Below are 18,118 nucleotides of genomic sequence, written 5' to 3' on the forward strand. Positions count from 1 at the left end.
TGCCAGCCCGCACGGCGGAACCGTCAGGCGGTGGCCCCATGCCGCACACCCGCACAGCGCCCGCGACCCTCCCCAACGGGGACCCGATGCTCGTCACCCGGGTCCGCCCGCCAGGACCGCCCGCCGCCACCTTCCTGCGGCGCGAGCGGCTGCTGCGCCAGCTGGACACGGCCGCCTCCCGGCCGGTGACCCTGGTCGACGGACCGGCGGGGGCCGGCAAGACCCTCCTGGTGGCCGACTGGCTGGCGCACGGCCGGCTCCCCGGGCCGGCCGGGTGGCTCACCCTGGAGGAGAGCGACAACCAGCCCGGCACCTTCTGGGCGTACGTCCGCGAGGCCTTGCAGGGCGGCGTCCCCGGGCTGCCCGACGAGGTCGGCGCCCCGGCCCGGGCCGAGCACGTCGAACCGTCCCTGCTGGTCCGGCTGGCCGCGTGGATCAACGACCGGCCCCGGCCGCTGGTCCTGGTACTGGACGAGTTCGAGCACATCGACAACCCCCGGCTGACCGGACAGCTGCACGACCTGGTCCGCCACACCGCGGGCCGGCTGCGGCTGGTCCTGGTCGGCCGCCGCGAGCCGCTGCTGCCCCTGCACCGCTACCGGGCCGCGGGCGAGCTCGGCGAGCTCCGCGCCGCCGACCTCGCGCTCAGCCGCGCCGAGGCGGCCGCGCTGCTGGAGCGCCACGGACTGCACCCGGAGCCTTCCACCGTCGACGCGGTGCACCGGGCGGTGTCCGGCTGGGCGGCCGGACTGCGGCTGCTCGCGCTCGCCGCCAAGGACACCGACGACCCCGAGGCCTACCTCGGGCGGATCGACGCCGAGCAGGCCGCGCTCTCCGACTACCTCCTGGCCGAGGTGCTGCGCACCCAGCCCGCGCCGACCCAGGACCTGCTGCTGCGCTGCAGCATCCTCGGCCGGGTCCACCCCGATCTGGCCGACGCGCTCACCGGGCGCCGGGACGGCCGGCGGATCCTGGACCGGCTGCACCAGGACAACGCCTTCACCGAGGCCCTGCCCGACGGCTGGTACCGGCTGCACCCGATGTTCGCGGGCATCCTGCGCCTGCACCTGCGCGCCGCCGCCCCGGAGCGGGTGGACGGGCTGCGGGTGCGGGCCGCCCGCTGGCTCGCCGACCACGGCCAGTACCGGGCCGCCCTGGAGCACGCCGCCGAGGGCGGCGCCTGGGAGCTGGCCGCAGGGCTCCTCGTCGACGAGCTGGCCCTCGGCGAGCTGGTCGCCGGACACGACGCCGCCCGGCTGGTCGAGCTGTTCTCCGGGATGCCGCCGACCGAGCGGGCCCCGGCCGCCGAACTCGTCCGCGCGGCCGTCCGGCTGGTCCACGAGGACGCCGACGGCGCGCTGCGGATCCTGGAGCGCCTCGACCCCCTGCCGGAGCAGCGGCCCGAACTCCAGCTGGCCGCCGCCTTCGTGCGCGCGGAGGCCGCCCGGCTGCTCGGCTCGGCCGCGCTCGCCGACACCGCCGCCCGCCGCGCCCACGAGCTGGCGCAGCGGGTGCCGTCCGGCTCGCTGGAGCGGCACCCCGAGCTGCTCGCCCTGGTGGACGCCGGCCTCGGCTCGGCGCTGCTGTGGCACGGCCGGCTCGACGAGGCGCAGGCGGCCCTGGAGCGCGCGGCACAGGCCCCGCCCTCGCCCGCCACCGCCCGGCTGCGCCACGACTCGCTGTGCCGGCTGGCCCTGATCGACCAGCTGCGCGGCCGGCCCGGGCGCGCCGAGCAGCGGGTGCGCGAGGCCGACGAGGAGGCCGACCGCTCCAGCCTGCCGCCCGACGCCCGCACCGGGGTGCGCGACCTGGTGCTGGCCGCCACGGCGCTGGAGCGCGACGATTCGGCCGACGCCCTCCGGGCGCTGCAGCGGACGACGGCGCGCCCCGCGTCCGAGCGCGATCCCGTGGTCACCCTGGGGAGCGCGGTGCTCGGGGCCGAGCTGGAACTGGCCCGGGGCCGGCCCGACGCCGCGCTGCGGGTGCTGGCGGAGACCCGGGCGGGCGGGCTCGCCGACCGGACGTCGGACTGGAGCCGCGAGCGCCTCGCCGTGACCGCCTGCGCCGCGCACCTGGCGGCCGGCCGGCCGCAGCAGGCGGTGGCGGCCCTGGAGGGCGTGCCGACCCGGGCGCCGGACTCGCTCGTGGTGGTGGCGCGGGCCCGGCTGGCCGCCGGAACGGGCGGGGCGGGCGCCCTCGACCGGCTGCGCGCGCTGCGCGACGACCCCGCCGCGGGCAGCGCGACCCGCACCCGTGCGCTGCTCCTGCTGGCCGAGGCCGACGCCGGACCGGGCGGGCCGGGCGGGCCGGGCGGACCGGACAGCGCCCGACTGCTGGCGCAGGCCCTCGCCACGGCCGAGCCGGGGCGGCTGCTCCGGCCGTTCCGCGAGTCCGGTCCCTGGGTACGGCGCGAACTGCGCCGGCGGCCCGAGTTGGCCCGGGCCCACCCGTGGCTGCCCGGCGATCTGCGCCCGCCCTCCCCCGGCCCGGCCCCGGCGGCCCCGGCCCCGAACGGACGGCCCGTCGACGGACGGCGCGAGGACGCTCCTCCGCCGCCGACCGAGCCGCTCACCGAGCGGGAGCGCGACGTCCTGGCGCACGCGGCGCGGATGCTGTCGACCCAGGAGATCGCCGACGAGCTGTTCCTGTCGCCGAACACCGTGAAGACGCACCTCAAGAGCATCAACCGGAAGCTGCTGACGGCCAACCGCCGCGAGGCGGTGCGCGCCGCCGTCCGGCTGCACCTGCTCGACGGGCGGTGAGCCCGCGCAGCGGTGGCCCGGCGGCGGTGGCCCGGCGACGGTGGGCCGGGGGCAGCGGTGGGCCGGGGGCGGCGCCTCACTCCGGCAGCCGGTGCAGCTCCGTGACCCGGAGCCCCAGTGCCTGGCAGCGGTTCAGCAGCCCGAACAGGTGGGCCTCGTCGGCGACATCCCCGTACAGCACGGTGTGATCGGGCACGACCCGGCTCTCCAGCTCGGGGAAGCCCTCCCGGCGGGTCGTCTCCTGCAACACGCCGGACACCCGGATCTCGTAGCGCATGGGGCCGGCTCCCTTCGCCTCGACGGTGGCCTCCAGCCTCGTCGCCCCGGCGGCGCGGCGCATCACCCCCGCGAGGTGACCCGGCCGGGCGGGCACCGGGCCGCCCGCCGGGGCGCGGCACCCGCCGCCGGGCGCTCACCCTCCCGGGGTGATCCTCCGCCCGCGCCGGCGCCCGTACGGTGGCGGCGCAGGCAGTTCCCGCCGTCCGCCGAGGGAGCCCCCCACCATGAGCCCCTACCCCCCGATCGCCGAGCACGGCGTCATCGGCGATCTGCAGACCGCCGCGCTGGTCTCCACCGAGGGCGACATCGACTGGTGGTGCACCCCCCGGTTCGACTCCCCCAGCCTCTTCGCCGCCCTGCTGGACCACGGCAAGGGCGGCCGCTGCCGGCTCGCCGTCGACCGGGAGGCCGTCCCGGACGCCCAGGTGAAGCAGCTCTACCTCGCCGACACGGCCATCCTGGTCACCCGCTTCCTGGCGCCGCAGGGCGTCGCCGAGGTGATCGACTTCATGCCCCCGGACACCTCGCCGTCCCCGAGCGACCAGCACCGGATCATCCGGGCGGCGCGGGTGGTGCGCGGCCGGGTGCCGTTCGTCCTGGAGTGCCGCCCCCGCTTCGACTACGGCCGCGCCCCCCACCGGCTCACCCTGCCGGACGAGCGCACCGCCGTCCTGGCGGGGGCCGAACAGGAGCTGTGCCTCCAGGCCTCCGACCCGGTCGGGCTGCGGGCGGACGGAACCGACGTGACCGCCCGCTTCACCCTGGACGCGGGCCAGATGGCCACCGTCGTGCTGACCACCCGGCCGCCGGGCACCGCACTGCCCGCCCCGCCCCGGGACGAGGAGGGCCTCGCCGCCTTCGACGCCTGCCGCGCGTTCTGGTACGGCTGGCTCAGGTCGTCCCGGTACCAGGGGCGTTGGCGGCAGATCGTGGACCGCTCGGCGATCACCCTGAAACTGCTCAGCTACCGGCCGAGCGGCGCACTGATCGCCGCCGCCACCATGGGCCTGCCGGAGCAGGTCGGCGGCGAGCGGAACTGGGACTACCGCTACACCTGGATCCGGGACGCCTCGCTCTCCGTGCGCACCCTGATCGGCCTCGGCTTCCACGACGAGGCGGTGGCCTTCCGCCGCTGGGTGCGCGACCGGGTCGAGGCCGGCGCCGGCGCCACGGGCGAACGCCTGCAGATCATGTACCGGGTCGACGGCGACCCCCACCTGAGCGAGGAGACGCTCGACCACTGGGAGGGCTACCGCGGCTCGTCCCCGGTGCGGGCCGGCAACGCCGCCGCCGACCAGCTCCAGCTCGACATCTACGGCGAGGCCGCCTTCGCCTTCGCGGCCGGCGGCGACATGGGCGCGCTGCGCGGCTGGGACGCCTTCCGGCGCCTGGTGGACTGGCTGGCCGAGCACTGGGACCGCGCCGACGAAGGCGTCTGGGAGACCCGCGGCGGGCGCCAGGACTTCACCTACAGCCGGGTGATGTGCTGGGTCGCCTTCGACCGCGCCGTCCGGCTGGCCCGTGCCCACGCCCGCCCCGCGGACCTCGACCGCTGGTGCTCGGTGCGCGACGACGTCCTGCGCCAGGTCGTGCAGCGCGGCTGGAGCCCGAAGCGCAAGGCCTTCGTCCAGCACTACGACACCGAGGTCCTGGACGCCTCGCTGCTGCTGATGCCCAAGGTCGGGTTCCTCTCCCCCACCGACCCGGACTGGCTGTCCACCCTGGACGCGATGGACCGGGAACTGGTCTGCGACAGCCTGGTCTACCGCTACGACCCGGCCGCCTCCCCCGACGGACTGAGCGGCACCGAGGGCACCTTCAACCTCTGCTCCTTCCTCTACGTCGAGGCCCTGGCCCGGGCCGGCCGGGTCGACCAGGCCCGCTACGCCTTCGACAAGATGCTCACCTACGCCAACCACGTCGGCCTGTTCGCCGAGGAGATCGGGCCCTCCGGGGAGCAGTTGGGCAACTTCCCGCAGGCGTTCACGCACCTCGCGCTGATCGACGCTGCCCTCGCCCTCGACGAGGAACTCGACCGCCGGGGCACCGCCTGATGCCGTACCCGGCCCAGGCCGAGAGCACGGAAGGAGCCCGGTCATGGCCTCACCCGCCCACCCGGCGCGGCCACGCCGGAACCTGCTGCCGTTCGCGGGCGTCGCGCTGATCCTGCTCGCCCTGTTCAACGGGTGGGACGCGATGGCGGCGCTGATCGACTCACCCGTGGTCACCGGCACCGACCGCTACGTCTTCGGCGACCTGCACAGCCTGGGCTGGGCGGTGCTGGCGCTGGCCGTGGCCCAGGGCCTGGCCGGCATCACGCTGCTCACCGGCGACCTCCCCAGCCGCTGGTTCCCGGTGACGGTGCTGTGCGCCAACGTCTTCGTGCAGTTCGTCTTCGTGGCGAGCTACCCCGCCTGGTCACTGATGATCATCGCGATCGACGTGGCCGCGCTCTACGCGGTGCTCACCGCGCCCGACGAGCGCACCACCGGACGGCCCGGCCGGCGTCCCGACGAACGGAGCCGGGAATGACCACCAGCACGGCCGCCCGCCCCGCCCCGGCCGGGCGGCGGGTCCTCACCCCGCTCGCCCTCGCCCAGTTCATCTGCAGCTTCGCCGGCTCCAGCATGAACGTGATGATCAACGACATCAGCGCGGACCTCGACACCAGCGTCCAGGGCGTCCAGGTGGCGATCACCGTCTTCCTACTGGTGATGGCCGCCCTGATGATCCCCGGCGGCAAGCTCACCGACCGCTGGGGCCGCAAGCGCTGCCTGATGCTGGGCCTAGCCGTCTACGGCGCCGGCGCCCTGCTCAGCGCGGCCGCCCCCGGCCTCGGCGTGCTGATCCTCGGCAACTCGATCCTGGAGGGCGTCGGCACCGCACTGCTGATCCCGCCGGTCTACATCCTCACCACCCTGCTGTTCACCGGGACCGCCGCCCGGGCCCGGGCCTTCGGCACCATCATGGCGCTGGGCGGCGTCGGGGCGGCCGCCGGACCGCTGATCGGCGGTCTGCTCACCACGGCGATCGACTGGCGCGCCAACTTCGGCTTCCAGGCCGTGGTGGTGGCCGTGATCCTCTTCCTCACCCGCACCCTGGAGGACCCGCTGCCGGCCGACCCCGACCGGCCGTTCGACACCGTCGGCGCGGTGCTGTCCGCCGCCGGCCTGGTCCTGCTGGTCACCGGCATCCTCGCCGCGGACAACAACACCTGGCTGATGATCGCCCTGCTGGCCGCCGGAGCCGCCGTGCTGGCCGCCTTCTTCCGCTGGATCCGCCGGCTGGAGCGCGCGGGCCGCGAACCGCTGCTGGCCACCAGCCTGTTCCACAACCGCACCTCCAACCTGGGCCTGGTCACCCAGAACGCCCAGTGGCTCGTGCTGATGGGCGTCTCGTTCACCGTCGGCGCCTACCTCCAGGTGGTCCGCGGCTACAGCGCGATCGCCACCGGCGGCGTCTTCACCGCCGCCACCCTGGGCCTGCTGGCCTCCTCGCTCGCCGCCGAACGGCTGGCGAAGCGGCGCGCCCAGCGCACCCTGATCGTCACCGGCTTCGCCGTCACCACCGCCGGCATCCTCGTGCTGCTCCTGCTGGTGCGCTCCTTCGACGGCGCCTGGCCGTTCACCCCCGGCCTGCTGCTGATCGGCCTCGGCCTCGGCCTGATGCTCACCCCGTCGGTCAACGTGGTGCAGTCCGCGTTCCCCGACAGCCGCCAGGGCGAGATCTCCGGCCTGTCCCGCAGCATCTCCAACCTCGGCTCCTCGCTGGGCACCGCCGTCGCCGGGACCATCCTGATCTCCGAGCTCACCCGCAACGGCTACGCGGCGGCGATGGCCGCCCTGGGCGCCCTCGGGCTGGTCGGCCTCGGCGCGGCGCTGCTCCTGCCGCACGACCGGCCGCCGGACGCGCGGGGCGCCGACGCCCGGCGGTGAGCGGGGCCGCCACCGGGCTCCGCGGAACGGCGGGTTCTGCCCACGCTATTGACGGAATGTCCAACACTGGAGATTCTCGTCACACCGAGTACGCGGGACCTGGCGGCCGGACCGGGTGCGGGGCCGTGCCGCGGGCGGGCGCCGGCCACGCGTCGTCCGTCCGTCCGGAAGCCCGGGGTACCCATGAGCCGAGTCCGCCACGTACGCCTTCGATTCGCCACCCTGCTCGCCGCGTTACTCGCCCTGGTCGCGGGCGCTCTCGCCGCCCCTGCCCAGGGGGCGGGTGGGGCGAACTGGTGGGACCCGGTCGCCCGGCCCGCGCCCGACGCCGCGATCGGCGTCACCGGCGAGCCGTTCACCGGCACCGACGCCCAGGGCCGGGTCCGCGGCTTCGTCGACGCGCACGACCACATCATGGCCAACGAGGCCTTCGGCGGCCGTCTGATCTGCGGCAAGGCCTTCTCCGAGGAAGGCGTCGCCGACGCCCTGAAGGACTGTCCGGAGCACTACCCCGACGGCTCGCTCGCCGTCTTCGACATGATCACCAAGGGCGGCGACGGCAAGCACGACCCGGTCGGCTGGCCGACCTTCGCCGACTGGCCGGCCCACGACTCGCTGACCCACCAGCAGAACTACTACGCCTGGGTGGAGCGCGCCTGGCGCGGCGGCCAGCGGGTGCTCGTCAACGACCTGGTGACCAACGGGGTCATCTGCTCGGTCTACTTCTTCAAGGACCGCAGCTGCGACGAGATGACCTCGATCCGCCTCCAGGCGCAGAAGAGCTACGAGATGCAGGCCTTCGTCGACCGGATGTACGGCGGTGCGGGCAAGGGCTGGTTCCGGATCGTCACCAGCAGCGCGCAGGCCCGCGAGGTCGTCCGCCAGGGCAAGCTGGCCGTCGTGCTCGGGGTGGAGACCTCGGAGCCGTTCGGCTGCAAGCAGGTGCTGGACGTCGCCCAGTGCGGCCAGGCGGACATCGACCGCGGCCTCGACGAGCTGTACGGGCTCGGCGTGCGCAGCATGTTCCTCTGCCACAAGTTCGACAACGCGCTGTGCGGGGTGCGGTTCGACGAGGGCGCGCTGGGCGCGGCGATCAACACCGGCCAGTTCCTGTCGACCGGCACCTTCTGGCAGACCGAGCAGTGCACCGGCCCGCAGCACGACAACCCGATCGGCCTGGCGCCCGCGCCGGCCTCCGTGCAGAGCCAGCTTCCCCCGGGGGTGGCGCTGCCCGCGTACGCGGCCGGCGCGCAGTGCAACACCCGCGGGCTGACCGAGCTGGGCGAGTACGCCCTGCGCGGGATGATGCGGCGCGGCATGATGCTGGAGCTCGACCACATGAGCGTCAAGGCGGCCGGGCGCGCCCTGGACGTGCTGGAGTCGGTGTCCTACCCGGGCGCCCTCTCCTCGCACAGCTGGATGGACCTCGGCTGGACCGAGCGCGTCTACAAGCTCGGCGGCTTCGTCGCCCAGTACATGAACGGCGCGGAGGCGTTCAGCGCGGAGGCCAAGCGCACCGACGCGCTGCGCGACAAGTACGGGGTCGGCTACGGCTACGGGACCGACATGAACGGCGTGGGCGGCTGGCCAGGTCCGCGCGGGGCCGACACGGCGAACCCGGTGCGCTACCCGTTCCGCACCGCCGACGGCGGCTCCGTGGTCGAGCGCGCCACCGCCGGCAGCCGCACCTGGGACGTCAACACCGACGGCGCGGCGCACTACGGCTTGGTGCCGGACTGGGTGGAGGACATCCGGCAGGTCGGCGGGCAGGACGTGGTCGACGACCTGTTCCGCGGCGCGGAGTCGTACCTCACCACCTGGGGCGCCTCCGAGCGGCACCGGTCCGAGGTGAACCTCGCCGCGGGCGCCACCGCCGCGGCGAGCTCGGCCGAGTGGAACCCGTTCACCGACTTCGGGGCCGCCCGGGCCGTGGACGGCAACGGCTCCAGCCGCTGGGCCAGCGACTGGAGCGACGACCAGTGGTTGCGGATCGACCTGCCCGCCACCACCCTGGTCGGCAGGGTCACCCTGGACTGGGAGCGGGCCTTCGCCCGGGCCTACCGGATCGAGGTGTCCACCGACGGGGCGACCTGGCGGACGGTGTGGTCCACCGCCTCCGGCGACGGCGGCCTGGACACCGCGCGCTTCCCCGCCGTACCGGCCCGGTCCGTGCGGATCCACGGCGAGCAGCGCGGCACCTCGTGGGGGTACTCGCTGTTCGAGGCGGGCGTCTACCGCGGCTGACGGCGGGCCGGTGGAATCCGCCGGAGAAAATCCGCGCGGTGATGTCGAGAAGCCGTGGGCGGCTCCGTCCCAGGGGCGAAGGCGGCCACAATGGGCCGCACGAACTCCGAGGAGAGGGTCACCATGGCCAAGTACCTGCTGCTGAAGCACTACCGCGGCGCTCCCGACCCGGTCAACAACGTGCCCATGGACCAGTGGACGCCCGAGGAGATCGAGGCGCACATGCAGTACATGCGGGACTTCGCGACCCGGCTGGAGAAGAGCGGCGAGTACGTCGACGGCCAGGCCCTCGCCCCCGAGGGGGCGTGGGTCCGGTACGACGGCGAAGGCCGGCCGCCGGTCACCGACGGCCCGTTCGCGGAGACCAAGGACCTCATCGCCGGCTGGATGGTGATCGACGTCGACGGCTACGAGCGCGCCGTCGAGCTGGCCGGCGAGCTGTCCGCCGCTCCGGGGGCGGGCGGGCGGCCGATCCACGAGTGGCTGGAGCTGCGCCCGTTCTACGGCTCCGCGCCGACCGTCACGGAGTGACCGGTCCCGTGGACGGGGATCCCGTGGACGAGGCCCTGCTCCGCGGCCTCACCCCGGGTGTGCTCGCCGTCCTCGTCCGCCGCGGAGCCGACTTCGCGGCGGCCGAGGACGCCGTCCAGGACGCCCTGGTGGAGGCCCTGCGGGTCTGGCCCGCGGGGCCTCCGGCCGACCCGAAGGGCTGGCTGGTCACCGTGGCGTGGCGCAAGTTCCTCGACGCGGCCCGAGCGGACTCCGCCCGGCGCCGCCGCGAGGACCGGGTCGAGGAGGAGCCGGCCCCCGGGCCGGCCCCCGCGCTCGACGACACGCTGCGGCTCTACTTCCTGTGCGCCCACCCCTCGCTGACACCGGCCTCGGCGGTCGCGCTGACCCTGCGCGCCGTCGGCGGGCTCACCACCCGCCAGATCGCCCGGGCCTACCTGGTGCCCGAGGCGACCATGGCGCAGCGGATCAGCCGGGCCAAGCGCACGGTCTCCGGCGTGCGCTTCGACCGGCCGGGCGACGTCGCGACCGTGCTGCGGGTGCTCTACCTGGTGTTCAACGAGGGCTACTCGGGCGATGTCGACCTCGCCGCCGAGGCGATCCGGCTGACCCGGCAGCTGGCGGCCCGGGTCGACCACCCCGAGGTGGCCGGGCTGCTCGCGCTGATGCTGCTCCACCACGCCCGGCGGGCCGCCCGGACCGCGCCGGACGGCGGCCTGGTGCCGCTCGCCGAGCAGGACCGCTCCCGCTGGGACGCGCAGGCGATCACCGAGGGCGTGGCGATCCTCCGGGCGGCGCTCGCCCGCGACCGGCTGGGCGAGTTCCAGGCGCAGGCGGCCGTCGCGGCCCTGCACGCCGACGCGCGGACGGCGGAGGAGACGGACTGGGTGCAGATCGTCGAGTGGTACGACGAGCTGCTTCGGCTCACCGGCAGCCCCGTGGTGCGGCTCAACCGCGCGGTGGCGGTCGGCGAGGCGGACGGACCGCGCGCCGGGCTGGCGGCGCTCGCGGCGGTCGAGCCCGGACTGCCGCGCCGGACGGCGGCGGAGGCCCACCTGCGCGAGCGGGACGGCGACCTGGCGACGGCGGCGCGGCTGTACGCCGAGGCGGCCCGCGAGGCGCCCAACCTCGCCGAGCGGGACCACCTGACGCGCCGGGCCGCCCGGATCAACACCGCGCTCGGGGCGGACCGGCGGGAGGGGTGACGGTCCGCGCCGGCCCGCCGCCGGCGAGTTGCGGCCGCCCCGGTCCCCGGAAGAATTGACCGCGGACGGCTCTCCGGGGGCCGGCCCGCCCGTGCCGGCCGGCGCTGCCCCGAAGGAGGAGGGCCACCGGACGAAGGGACTGCTCCCGTGACCGTTTCCAGCACCCCGGTCAACCTCACCCGCGCCGCCCACGTCGGCATCTCGGTCTCCGACCTGGACGTGTCGATCGCCTTCTACACGGCCCTCACCGGCCGGGAGCCGGTCGCCGAGGGAACGATGCACAGCGTGCCGTTCGGCCGGTCGCAGGGGCTGCCCGTGGCGAAGCTGCGGTACGCCACGATCAACCTGGACAACAGCCTCGGCATCGACCTCATCCAGTTCCAGGAGCCGGTCGGCCAGCGGACCAACGGGGTGGCGAACCGCCCGGGCTCCATGCACCTGTGTCTGCGGGTCGACGACTTCGACGCGGTGTACCGGCGGATGAAGGAGGCCGGGTACGACTTCCTCGGCGCCGACTACACCTTCATCGCGGGCGAGGTGACCCCGGAGGCGGCCCTGGGCACCAAGGTCGCCTACTTCAACGACCCCGACGGCACCAACCTGGAGATCATCCAGCCGGAGGGCGGCTTCGCGAGCTGAGCGAGGGAGCGAGGGAGCGAGGGAGCGAGGGAGCGAGGGGCGAGATACTTGCACTAGCTGCTTATCGGCCCTAGCCGGTATTCACCTTCATGGCTTACCCTTGGGTACAGCCACATTCGGAAGGAGACCGGCCTCATGACCGCCACGGACCCCGCGCTCACCGCCCTGGCCAGCGGCTGGGGTGCGCTTTCCCTCCTGCACGGCAGGATCGAGTCGCACATCGAGCGCGCCCTGCAGTCCCGCCACGACCTGAGCGTACGGGAGTACTCGCTGCTCGACGTTCTCAGCCGACAGCACGACGGCGAGGGCGGCCACCTCCAGATGAAGCAGGTCGCCGACGCGGTCGTGCTCAGCCAGAGCGCGACGACCCGCCTGGTGACCCGCCTGGAGGACCGCGGCCTGCTGGCCCGCTACCTGTGCCCCACCGACCGCCGCGGCATCTACACCAATGTCAGCGAGGAGGGGCTGAAGCTGCTGGAGGAGGCCCGGCCGACCAACGACGCCGCGCTCCGGGAGGCGCTCGACGAAGCCGCGCGCAATCCCGAGCTGGCCTCGCTGGTCGAGGCCGTCGAAGCCGTGGAGACCCCGGCGCGCGTCGGCTAGCGCCAGCCGGCACGCCGCCTCGAACCGGCCCCAGCACCTCGCTGGGGCCGGTTCTTGCATGTCCGGCCACACCCACGCCACCCCGACCACACCATGTGACCGCCGACATCCAGAGAACGACCACAGCCCGCGCTTGCACTTATAGCGCGCATGCAACTATTGTGAAGACACGCAAGGAGCTCACTCAAGCAATCACAGAAGGGTCGAGCCCAATGCCTCTCGCACTGCTCGCTCTGGCCGTCGGCGCTTTCGGCATCGGCACCACCGAATTCGTGATCATGGGCCTGCTGCCCGAGATCGCCGCCGACTACGGCGTCTCCATCCCCACCGCAGGCCTGCTGGTCACCGGCTACGCGCTCGGCGTGGTCCTCGGCGCACCGCTGCTGACCGTGCTCGGCACCAGGATCAGCCGCAAGCGGATGCTCATGCTGCTGATGGGCCTGTTCGTGCTCGGCAACCTGGTCTCGGCCCTCGCCCCCTCGTTCGGCCTGATGCTCACCGGCCGCGTGGTCGCCTCGCTCGCCCACGGCGCGTTCTTCGGCATCGGCTCCGTCGTCGCCGCCGACCTGGTCGCCCCGGACAAGAAGGCCGGCGCCATCGCCACCATGTTCACCGGCCTCACCATCGCCAACATCGTCGGCGTGCCGCTCGGCACCTACATCGGGCAGGCCGTCGGCTGGCGCATCACCTTCGCCGGTGTCGCCGCGCTCGGCATCGTCGGCCTGCTCGGCATCGCCAAGCTCGTGCCCGCCATGCCCCGGCCCGAGGGCGCCCACCTGCGCCGCGAGCTGACCGCCTTCCGCAATCCGCAGGTCCTGCTCGCGATGGCGATGACCGTGCTCGGTTTCGGTGGTGTCTTCGCCGCGATCACCTACATCGCCCCGATGATGACCCACGTGGCAGGCTACTCGGACGGCGCGGTCACCTGGCTGCTGGTCCTCTTCGGCATCGGCATGTTCCTCGGCAACCTGCTCGGCGGCAAGTACGCCGACCGCAAGCTGATGCCGATGCTCTACACCACCCTGGGCGGCCTCGCCGTCGTCCTGGCGCTGTTCACCCTCACCGCGCACAACAAGGTGCTCGCCGCGATCACCATCATGCTCGTCGGGGCGCTCGGCTTCGCCACCGTCCCGCCGCTGCAGAAGCGGGTGCTCGACCAGGCGCACGGCGCGCCCACCCTGGCCTCCGCCGTGAACATCGGTGCCTTCAACCTCGGCAACGCGCTCTCCGCCTGGCTCGGCGGCATGGTGATCGCGGCCGGCCTCGGCTACACCGCCCCGAACTGGGTCGGTGCCGTCCTCGCCGCCGCGGCCCTCGGCCTCGCCTTCTGGTCCGCCGCGCTGGAGCGCCGCACCCCCGCGACCGCGGCCGACACCGTCGCCGCCCCCGTCCCGGTCCACCACTGACCACCCCTCCCCCCACCCGGCTCCCCCTCACCCCAGGAGAACCACCCCCATGAGCACCACCGCCGTGACCCCGCTGACCACCGCCGACGCCGAGACCCTGATCACGGCCGCCCGCGCCGCCGCCGAGGCGGCCGGGGTCCCGGTCAGCGTCACCGTCCTCGACGCCGGGGGCCACCTGCTCGCCTTCCGCCGCGACGACCGGGCCGTCCTGATCTCCGGCGAGACCAGCACCCGCAAGGCCTACACCGCGCTCCAGCTGAACGCCCCGACCGCCGACCTGGTCGACCTGGTCAAGCCCGACGGGCCGTTCCACTCGCTGCCGACCGCGCTCGACCGGCCGCTGCTGTTCATCGCCGGCGGCATCCCGGTCCACCGCGACGGCCGCCTCGTCGGCGCCATCGGCCTCGGCGGCGGCGCCCCGGAGCAGGACCACTCCTTCGCCACCGCCGCCCTCCAGGAGCTGGCCCGATGAGCCGCACCCCTCGCGAGGTCTTCGCCGACCACGGCGCACGCCTGGGCACCGGGGACCTCGACCACATCGCGGGGAACTACACCGAGGACGCCGTCCTGATCACCCCCGACGGGGAGTTCCGGGGCCACGACGGGGTCCGGCGGGTGATCGGCCGACTGCTGGCCGACCTGCCGGAGGCCGAGTGGCAGCTGACCCCGCAGTTCGCCGACGGGATCCTCTTCCTCCGCTGGACGGCCGCCACCGGCACCCACCGGGTCGCCGACGGCACCGACACCTTCGTCTTCCGCGACGGCCTCATCAGTGCCCAGACCGTCCGCTACACCCTCAGCAACCGCACCGACTGAAAGACCGGTACCACCATGAACGCCCCCACCGTCCCCACCGTGAAGCTCAACAACGGCGTCGAGATCCCCCAGCTCGGCTTCGGCGTCTTCCAGGTCCCCGACGACCGGACCACCGCCGCCGTCGCCTCCGCCCTGGAGGCCGGCTACCGCAGCATCGACACCGCCGCGATCTACGGCAACGAGGCCGGCGTCGGCCGGGCCCTGGCCGAGGGCGGCGTGCCGCGCGAGGACCTGTTCATCACCACCAAGCTGTGGAACGCCGACCAGGGCTACGACGAGACCCTGCGCGCCTTCGACGCCAGCCTCGCCAAGCTGGGCCTGGAGACCGTCGACCTCTACCTGATCCACTGGCCGACCCCGGCCCGGGACCGCTACCTCGACTCCTGGCGCGCCATCGAGCGCCTCGCCGCCGAGGGCCGGATCCGCGCCGCCGGCGTCTCCAACTTCCAGCCCGCCCACCTCCAGCGTCTGCTGGACAACAGCGAGCTCGTCCCGGCCGTCAACCAGGTCGAGCTGCACCCCGGCCTGCAGCAGGCCGAGCTGCGCGCCTTCCACGCCCAGCACGGCATCGCCACCGAGGCCTGGAGCCCGCTCGCCCAGGGCGCCGTCCTGGACGACCCGGCGATCACCGCGATCGCCGAGCGCACCGGCAAGTCGCCCGCCCAGGTCGTGCTGCGCTGGCACCTGCAGCTGGGCAACATCGTGATCCCCAAGTCGGTCACCCCGGCCCGGATCCGCCAGAACCTCGACGTCTTCGACTTCGAGCTGACCGGCGCGGACATGGACGCGATCGCCGGCACCGACCGCGGCCTGCGCACCGGCCCGCACCCGGACCAGTTCAACTGATCCTCCCGGCGCCCCCGCTCCGCTCCGGCCGACATCCGGAGCGGGGCGGGGGCGCCGCCCGTTCCCGCCCCGCCCGCTCCCCCGCACCCGCCCGCCCGGCCCCGGAAGGATCCGCCATGGCCTCCGCCCACCCCGCCCTCGCCCGCATCGCCCCCGGCGACGGACGGCTGACCCTCGGCCTCGAACTGCCCCTCGACAACGACTGGGGCCCCGAACGCGGGCGCGCCGACCGCGCGGCCGGCCGGCCGTTCGGCGTCCCCGACCTCGCGGCGCACACCGAGCGCGCCCGGCTGGCCGACCGGCTCGGCTTCGCCGCCCTGTGGCTGCGCGACGTCCCGCTCTACGACCCGCTCCAGTTCGGCGACGCCGGCAGCGTCTTCGAGACCTTCACCCACCTCGGCCACCTCGCCGCCGTCACCGAGAACGCCGTCCTCGGTACCGGGGCGATCGTGCTACCGCTGCGCGAGCCGCTGCTGGTCGCCAAGGCCGCCGCCACCGTCGACGCGTTGTCCGGCGGACGCATGCTGCTCGGCCTGGCCAGCGGCGACCGCCCGGTGGAGTACCCGCTGTTCCGCCGCGACTTCCAGTCCCGCGGCACGGCCTTCCGCGAGGGCGTCGCGACCCTGCGCGCCGCCTGGCGCGGCGGACCGCTGGAGCTGCCCGGGGTCGGCCTCGGCGCGGACCGGCAGCTGGAGGTGCTGCCGCGGCCGGTGCACCCGACGGGGATCCCGATCGCCGTCGCCGGCGGCGCGCAGCAGAGCCCCGAGTGGATCGCCGAGAACGTCGACGCCTCGCTGAACTACCCGCGCGAACTGGGCGCGCTGCGGATCAAGGCGCGGGAGTGGCGGGAGCGGACCGAGGGCGCCAAGCCGTACCTGACGCCCATGGTGCTCACCCTCCAGGAGGACCCCGACGCCCCGGCGAGCCCCATCCGGCTGGGTCTGAGCACCGGCCGCAACGCCCTGGTGGAGCACCTCAAGACGATGGCCGGGCTCGGCGTCGCCCACGTCTCGTTCAACCTGCGGCCCAACGACCGGCCGGTCGAGGAGCTGCTGCAGGAGCTCGCCGAGCACGTGCTGCCGCACTTCCCCACGCCCGAGGCCTTGCATTAGCCCGCGCATGCAACTATTGTTGGTGCACATAAGGAGCTGCCGCACCTAAGCGGGGTTCCACACCCCTCCCTCACCCCCTCCCGAGCCGGGAGCGCCCCACTCCCCCGGCAGCGGGACACCGTTCGCAAAGGTACTGTCATGTCCCTTACCGAAATCCTTCCCGGCAGGCTCGGCTTCGGCACCGCCCCGCTCGGCAACATGTTCCGTGCGATCCCCGACGTGGAGGCCGCCGCCACCGTCGAGACCGCCTGGGACCGCGGCGTCCGCTACTTCGACACCGCCCCGATGTACGGCGCGGGCCTGGCGGAGACCCGGCTCGGCGAGGTCCTGGCCGGCAAGCCGCGCGACGCGTACGTGCTCTCCACCAAGGTCGGCCGGGTCATCCTGGACGAACTGGAGGAAGGCGCCCGGGACCTCGGCGAGAAGGGCGGCATCTTCGAGCACGGCAACCGCAACAAGGTCCTCCACTCGTGGACGGCCGAGGCCACCGAGCACTCCATCGAGGACAGCCTCAAGCGCCTGGGCACCGACCGCCTGGACATCGTCTGGGTGCACGACATCGCCCAGGACTTCTACGGCGACCTGTGGGTGCAGAAGTTCGAGGAGGCCCGCACCGGCGCCTTCCGGGTGCTCTCCCGCCTGCGCGAGGAGGGCGTCATCAAGGCCTGGGGGCTGGGCGTCAACAAGACCGAGCCCATCGAGCTCACCCTCGCCCTCGACGAGCCCCGGCCCGACGGCTTCCTGCTGGCCGGCCGCTACACCCTCCTGGACCACGAGCACGCCCTCCAGCGGCTGCTGCCGCTGGCGCAGGAGCAGGACGTCGACATGGTCGTCGGCGGCCCGTACAGCTCCGGCGTCCTCGCCGGCGGGACCCACTTCGAGTACCAGCCCGCCCCGCAGGCCATCCTCGACAAGGTCGCCAGGCTGAAGGAGCTCACCGCCGAGCACGGCGTGTCCGTCAAGGCCGCCGCCCTCCAGTTCTCCCTGGCCCACCCGGTGTCCGCCGCCGTCATCCCCGGCGCGACCAAGCCGAGCCGCATCACCGAGGACACCGCCGCCCTGGGCGAGGACGTCCCGGCCGCGTTCTGGACCGACCTGCGGGCCTCCGGCCTGGTCAGCCCGGCCGCCCCGCTGCCCACCGGCGCCTGAGCACCCCCAGCCCCCCACACCCCCCCACACCCTCACACTCACCGCAGTACAGGAGAAACGATCATGGCCTCCACGTCCGTCAGCCGCGTCGTCCCCGCCACCCCCGAGAAGGTCTGGGCCCTCATCGGCGGCTTCGACGCCCTCCCCGACTGGCTCCCCTACATCCCCGAGAGCACCGCCTCCGAGGGCGGCCGCGTCCGCAGCCTCAAGAACCCCGACGGCGAGGCCATCGTCGAACGCCTCGTCGACTTCAACGAGACCGAGCGCCACTACAGCTACGCCATCCTCCGGGCCCCCTTCCCCGTCGACGGCTACGTCTCCACCATCCGCGTCCACACCGTCCCCGGCCGCGACGACCTCGCCGAGGTCCAGTGGTCCGGCCGCTTCAACCCCAAGGGCGCCACCGAGCAGGAGGCCGTCGACCTCTTCCACGGCATCTACGCCGACGGCCTCGACGCCCTCCACCAGACCCTCGCCGGCTGAACCGGCTGAACCGGCTGAACCGCAGCCGCCCCGTGGCCCCGGCCCCCCCGGGGGCGGGGCGGGGCCCCGGGGGGGGCGCGGGGCGGGGGGGTTGGGGGGCGGGGGGGAACCGGGGCCGCGCGGGTGGCC

The 18,118-nt window shown here is 74.3% G+C and carries 17 protein-coding genes; 16 read left to right on the forward strand and 1 reads right to left on the reverse strand.

Features of this window, described 5'->3' with window-relative positions; genetic code table 11:
* Window positions 1–38 precede the first annotated feature (38 nt).
* Window positions 39–2,762 carry a LuxR C-terminal-related transcriptional regulator gene (locus ACFVFS_RS33090; protein ID WP_380628557.1) on the forward strand — a complete coding sequence of 908 codons (2,724 nt, stop codon included), beginning with the start codon at window positions 39–41 and terminating at the stop codon, window positions 2,760–2,762.
* 76 nt (window positions 2,763–2,838) lie between these two features.
* On the opposite strand, the gene ACFVFS_RS33095 is transcribed toward ACFVFS_RS33090, so the two are convergent.
* Window positions 2,839–3,039 (reverse strand): hypothetical protein, encoded by a 201-nt coding sequence (locus tag ACFVFS_RS33095; protein ID WP_380628558.1) that lies wholly within the window; start codon window positions 3,037–3,039, stop codon window positions 2,839–2,841.
* Between the two features lie 226 nt (window positions 3,040–3,265).
* Between ACFVFS_RS33095 and ACFVFS_RS33100 the strand changes: the two genes are divergently transcribed.
* The 15 genes from ACFVFS_RS33100 to ACFVFS_RS33170 all read left to right on the forward strand — a co-directional run bounded on the left by ACFVFS_RS33100 (window position 3,266) and on the right by ACFVFS_RS33170 (window position 17,989).
* Entirely contained in the window at window positions 3,266–5,095 is a 1,830-nt protein-coding gene (locus ACFVFS_RS33100; protein ID WP_380628559.1) for a glycoside hydrolase family 15 protein, read from the forward strand.
* Between the two features lie 43 nt (window positions 5,096–5,138).
* On the forward strand, window positions 5,139–5,573 hold the full coding sequence (locus ACFVFS_RS33105) for a hypothetical protein (protein ID WP_380628560.1): 435 nt from the start codon (window positions 5,139–5,141) through the stop codon (window positions 5,571–5,573).
* Window positions 5,570–6,976 carry an MFS transporter gene (locus ACFVFS_RS33110; RefSeq protein WP_380628561.1) on the forward strand — a complete coding sequence of 469 codons (1,407 nt, stop codon included), beginning with the start codon at window positions 5,570–5,572 and terminating at the stop codon, window positions 6,974–6,976. Before ACFVFS_RS33105 ends, ACFVFS_RS33110 begins: the two co-directional genes overlap by 4 nt.
* A 183-nt stretch (window positions 6,977–7,159) precedes the next feature.
* A complete protein-coding gene (locus ACFVFS_RS33115; RefSeq protein ID WP_380628562.1) occupies window positions 7,160–9,220 on the forward strand; it encodes a discoidin domain-containing protein in 2,061 nt (686 codons plus the stop codon).
* A gap of 123 nt (window positions 9,221–9,343) precedes the next feature.
* Window positions 9,344–9,751: a YciI family protein gene (locus ACFVFS_RS33120; protein ID WP_380628573.1), complete on the forward strand. Its 408-nt coding sequence runs from the start codon at window positions 9,344–9,346 to the stop codon at window positions 9,749–9,751.
* A gap of 23 nt (window positions 9,752–9,774) precedes the next feature.
* A complete protein-coding gene (locus tag ACFVFS_RS33125; protein ID WP_380628574.1) occupies window positions 9,775–10,935 on the forward strand; it encodes an RNA polymerase sigma factor in 1,161 nt (386 codons plus the stop codon).
* 147 nt (window positions 10,936–11,082) lie between these two features.
* Complete coding sequence (locus tag ACFVFS_RS33130) at window positions 11,083–11,574, forward strand: VOC family protein (RefSeq protein WP_380628563.1); 492 nt, start codon at window positions 11,083–11,085, stop codon at window positions 11,572–11,574.
* A gap of 135 nt (window positions 11,575–11,709) precedes the next feature.
* Window positions 11,710–12,177 carry a MarR family winged helix-turn-helix transcriptional regulator gene (locus ACFVFS_RS33135; RefSeq protein ID WP_380628564.1) on the forward strand — a complete coding sequence of 156 codons (468 nt, stop codon included), beginning with the start codon at window positions 11,710–11,712 and terminating at the stop codon, window positions 12,175–12,177.
* Window positions 12,178–12,389: 212 nt separating this feature from the next.
* The gene (locus ACFVFS_RS33140) at window positions 12,390–13,583 is read left to right on the forward strand and encodes an MFS transporter (protein ID WP_380628565.1); all 1,194 of its coding nucleotides are present in this window, start codon (window positions 12,390–12,392) and stop codon (window positions 13,581–13,583) included.
* Window positions 13,584–13,632: 49 nt separating this feature from the next.
* Window positions 13,633–14,055, forward strand: coding sequence for a heme-binding protein (locus ACFVFS_RS33145; protein ID WP_380628566.1), 423 nt, complete (start codon window positions 13,633–13,635; stop codon window positions 14,053–14,055).
* Window positions 14,052–14,399 carry a nuclear transport factor 2 family protein gene (locus ACFVFS_RS33150; RefSeq protein WP_380628567.1) on the forward strand — a complete coding sequence of 116 codons (348 nt, stop codon included), beginning with the start codon at window positions 14,052–14,054 and terminating at the stop codon, window positions 14,397–14,399. The genes ACFVFS_RS33145 and ACFVFS_RS33150 overlap by 4 nt, the downstream gene beginning before the upstream one ends.
* Before the next feature lie 15 nt (window positions 14,400–14,414).
* A complete protein-coding gene (locus ACFVFS_RS33155) occupies window positions 14,415–15,245 on the forward strand; it encodes an aldo/keto reductase (RefSeq protein ID WP_380628569.1) in 831 nt (276 codons plus the stop codon).
* Window positions 15,246–15,361: 116 nt separating this feature from the next.
* The gene (locus ACFVFS_RS33160) at window positions 15,362–16,357 is read left to right on the forward strand and encodes a TIGR03571 family LLM class oxidoreductase (protein ID WP_380628570.1); all 996 of its coding nucleotides are present in this window, start codon (window positions 15,362–15,364) and stop codon (window positions 16,355–16,357) included.
* A 138-nt stretch (window positions 16,358–16,495) separates the two neighbouring features.
* The gene (locus ACFVFS_RS33165) at window positions 16,496–17,506 is read left to right on the forward strand and encodes an aldo/keto reductase (RefSeq protein WP_380628571.1); all 1,011 of its coding nucleotides are present in this window, start codon (window positions 16,496–16,498) and stop codon (window positions 17,504–17,506) included.
* A gap of 63 nt (window positions 17,507–17,569) precedes the next feature.
* Entirely contained in the window at window positions 17,570–17,989 is a 420-nt protein-coding gene (locus ACFVFS_RS33170; RefSeq protein WP_380628572.1) for an SRPBCC family protein, read from the forward strand.
* Window positions 17,990–18,118: the final 129 nt, after the last annotated feature.

The sequence above is a fragment of the Kitasatospora sp. NPDC057692 genome (assembly GCF_042799475.1).
GTDB lineage: Bacteria > Actinomycetota > Actinomycetes > Streptomycetales > Streptomycetaceae > Kitasatospora.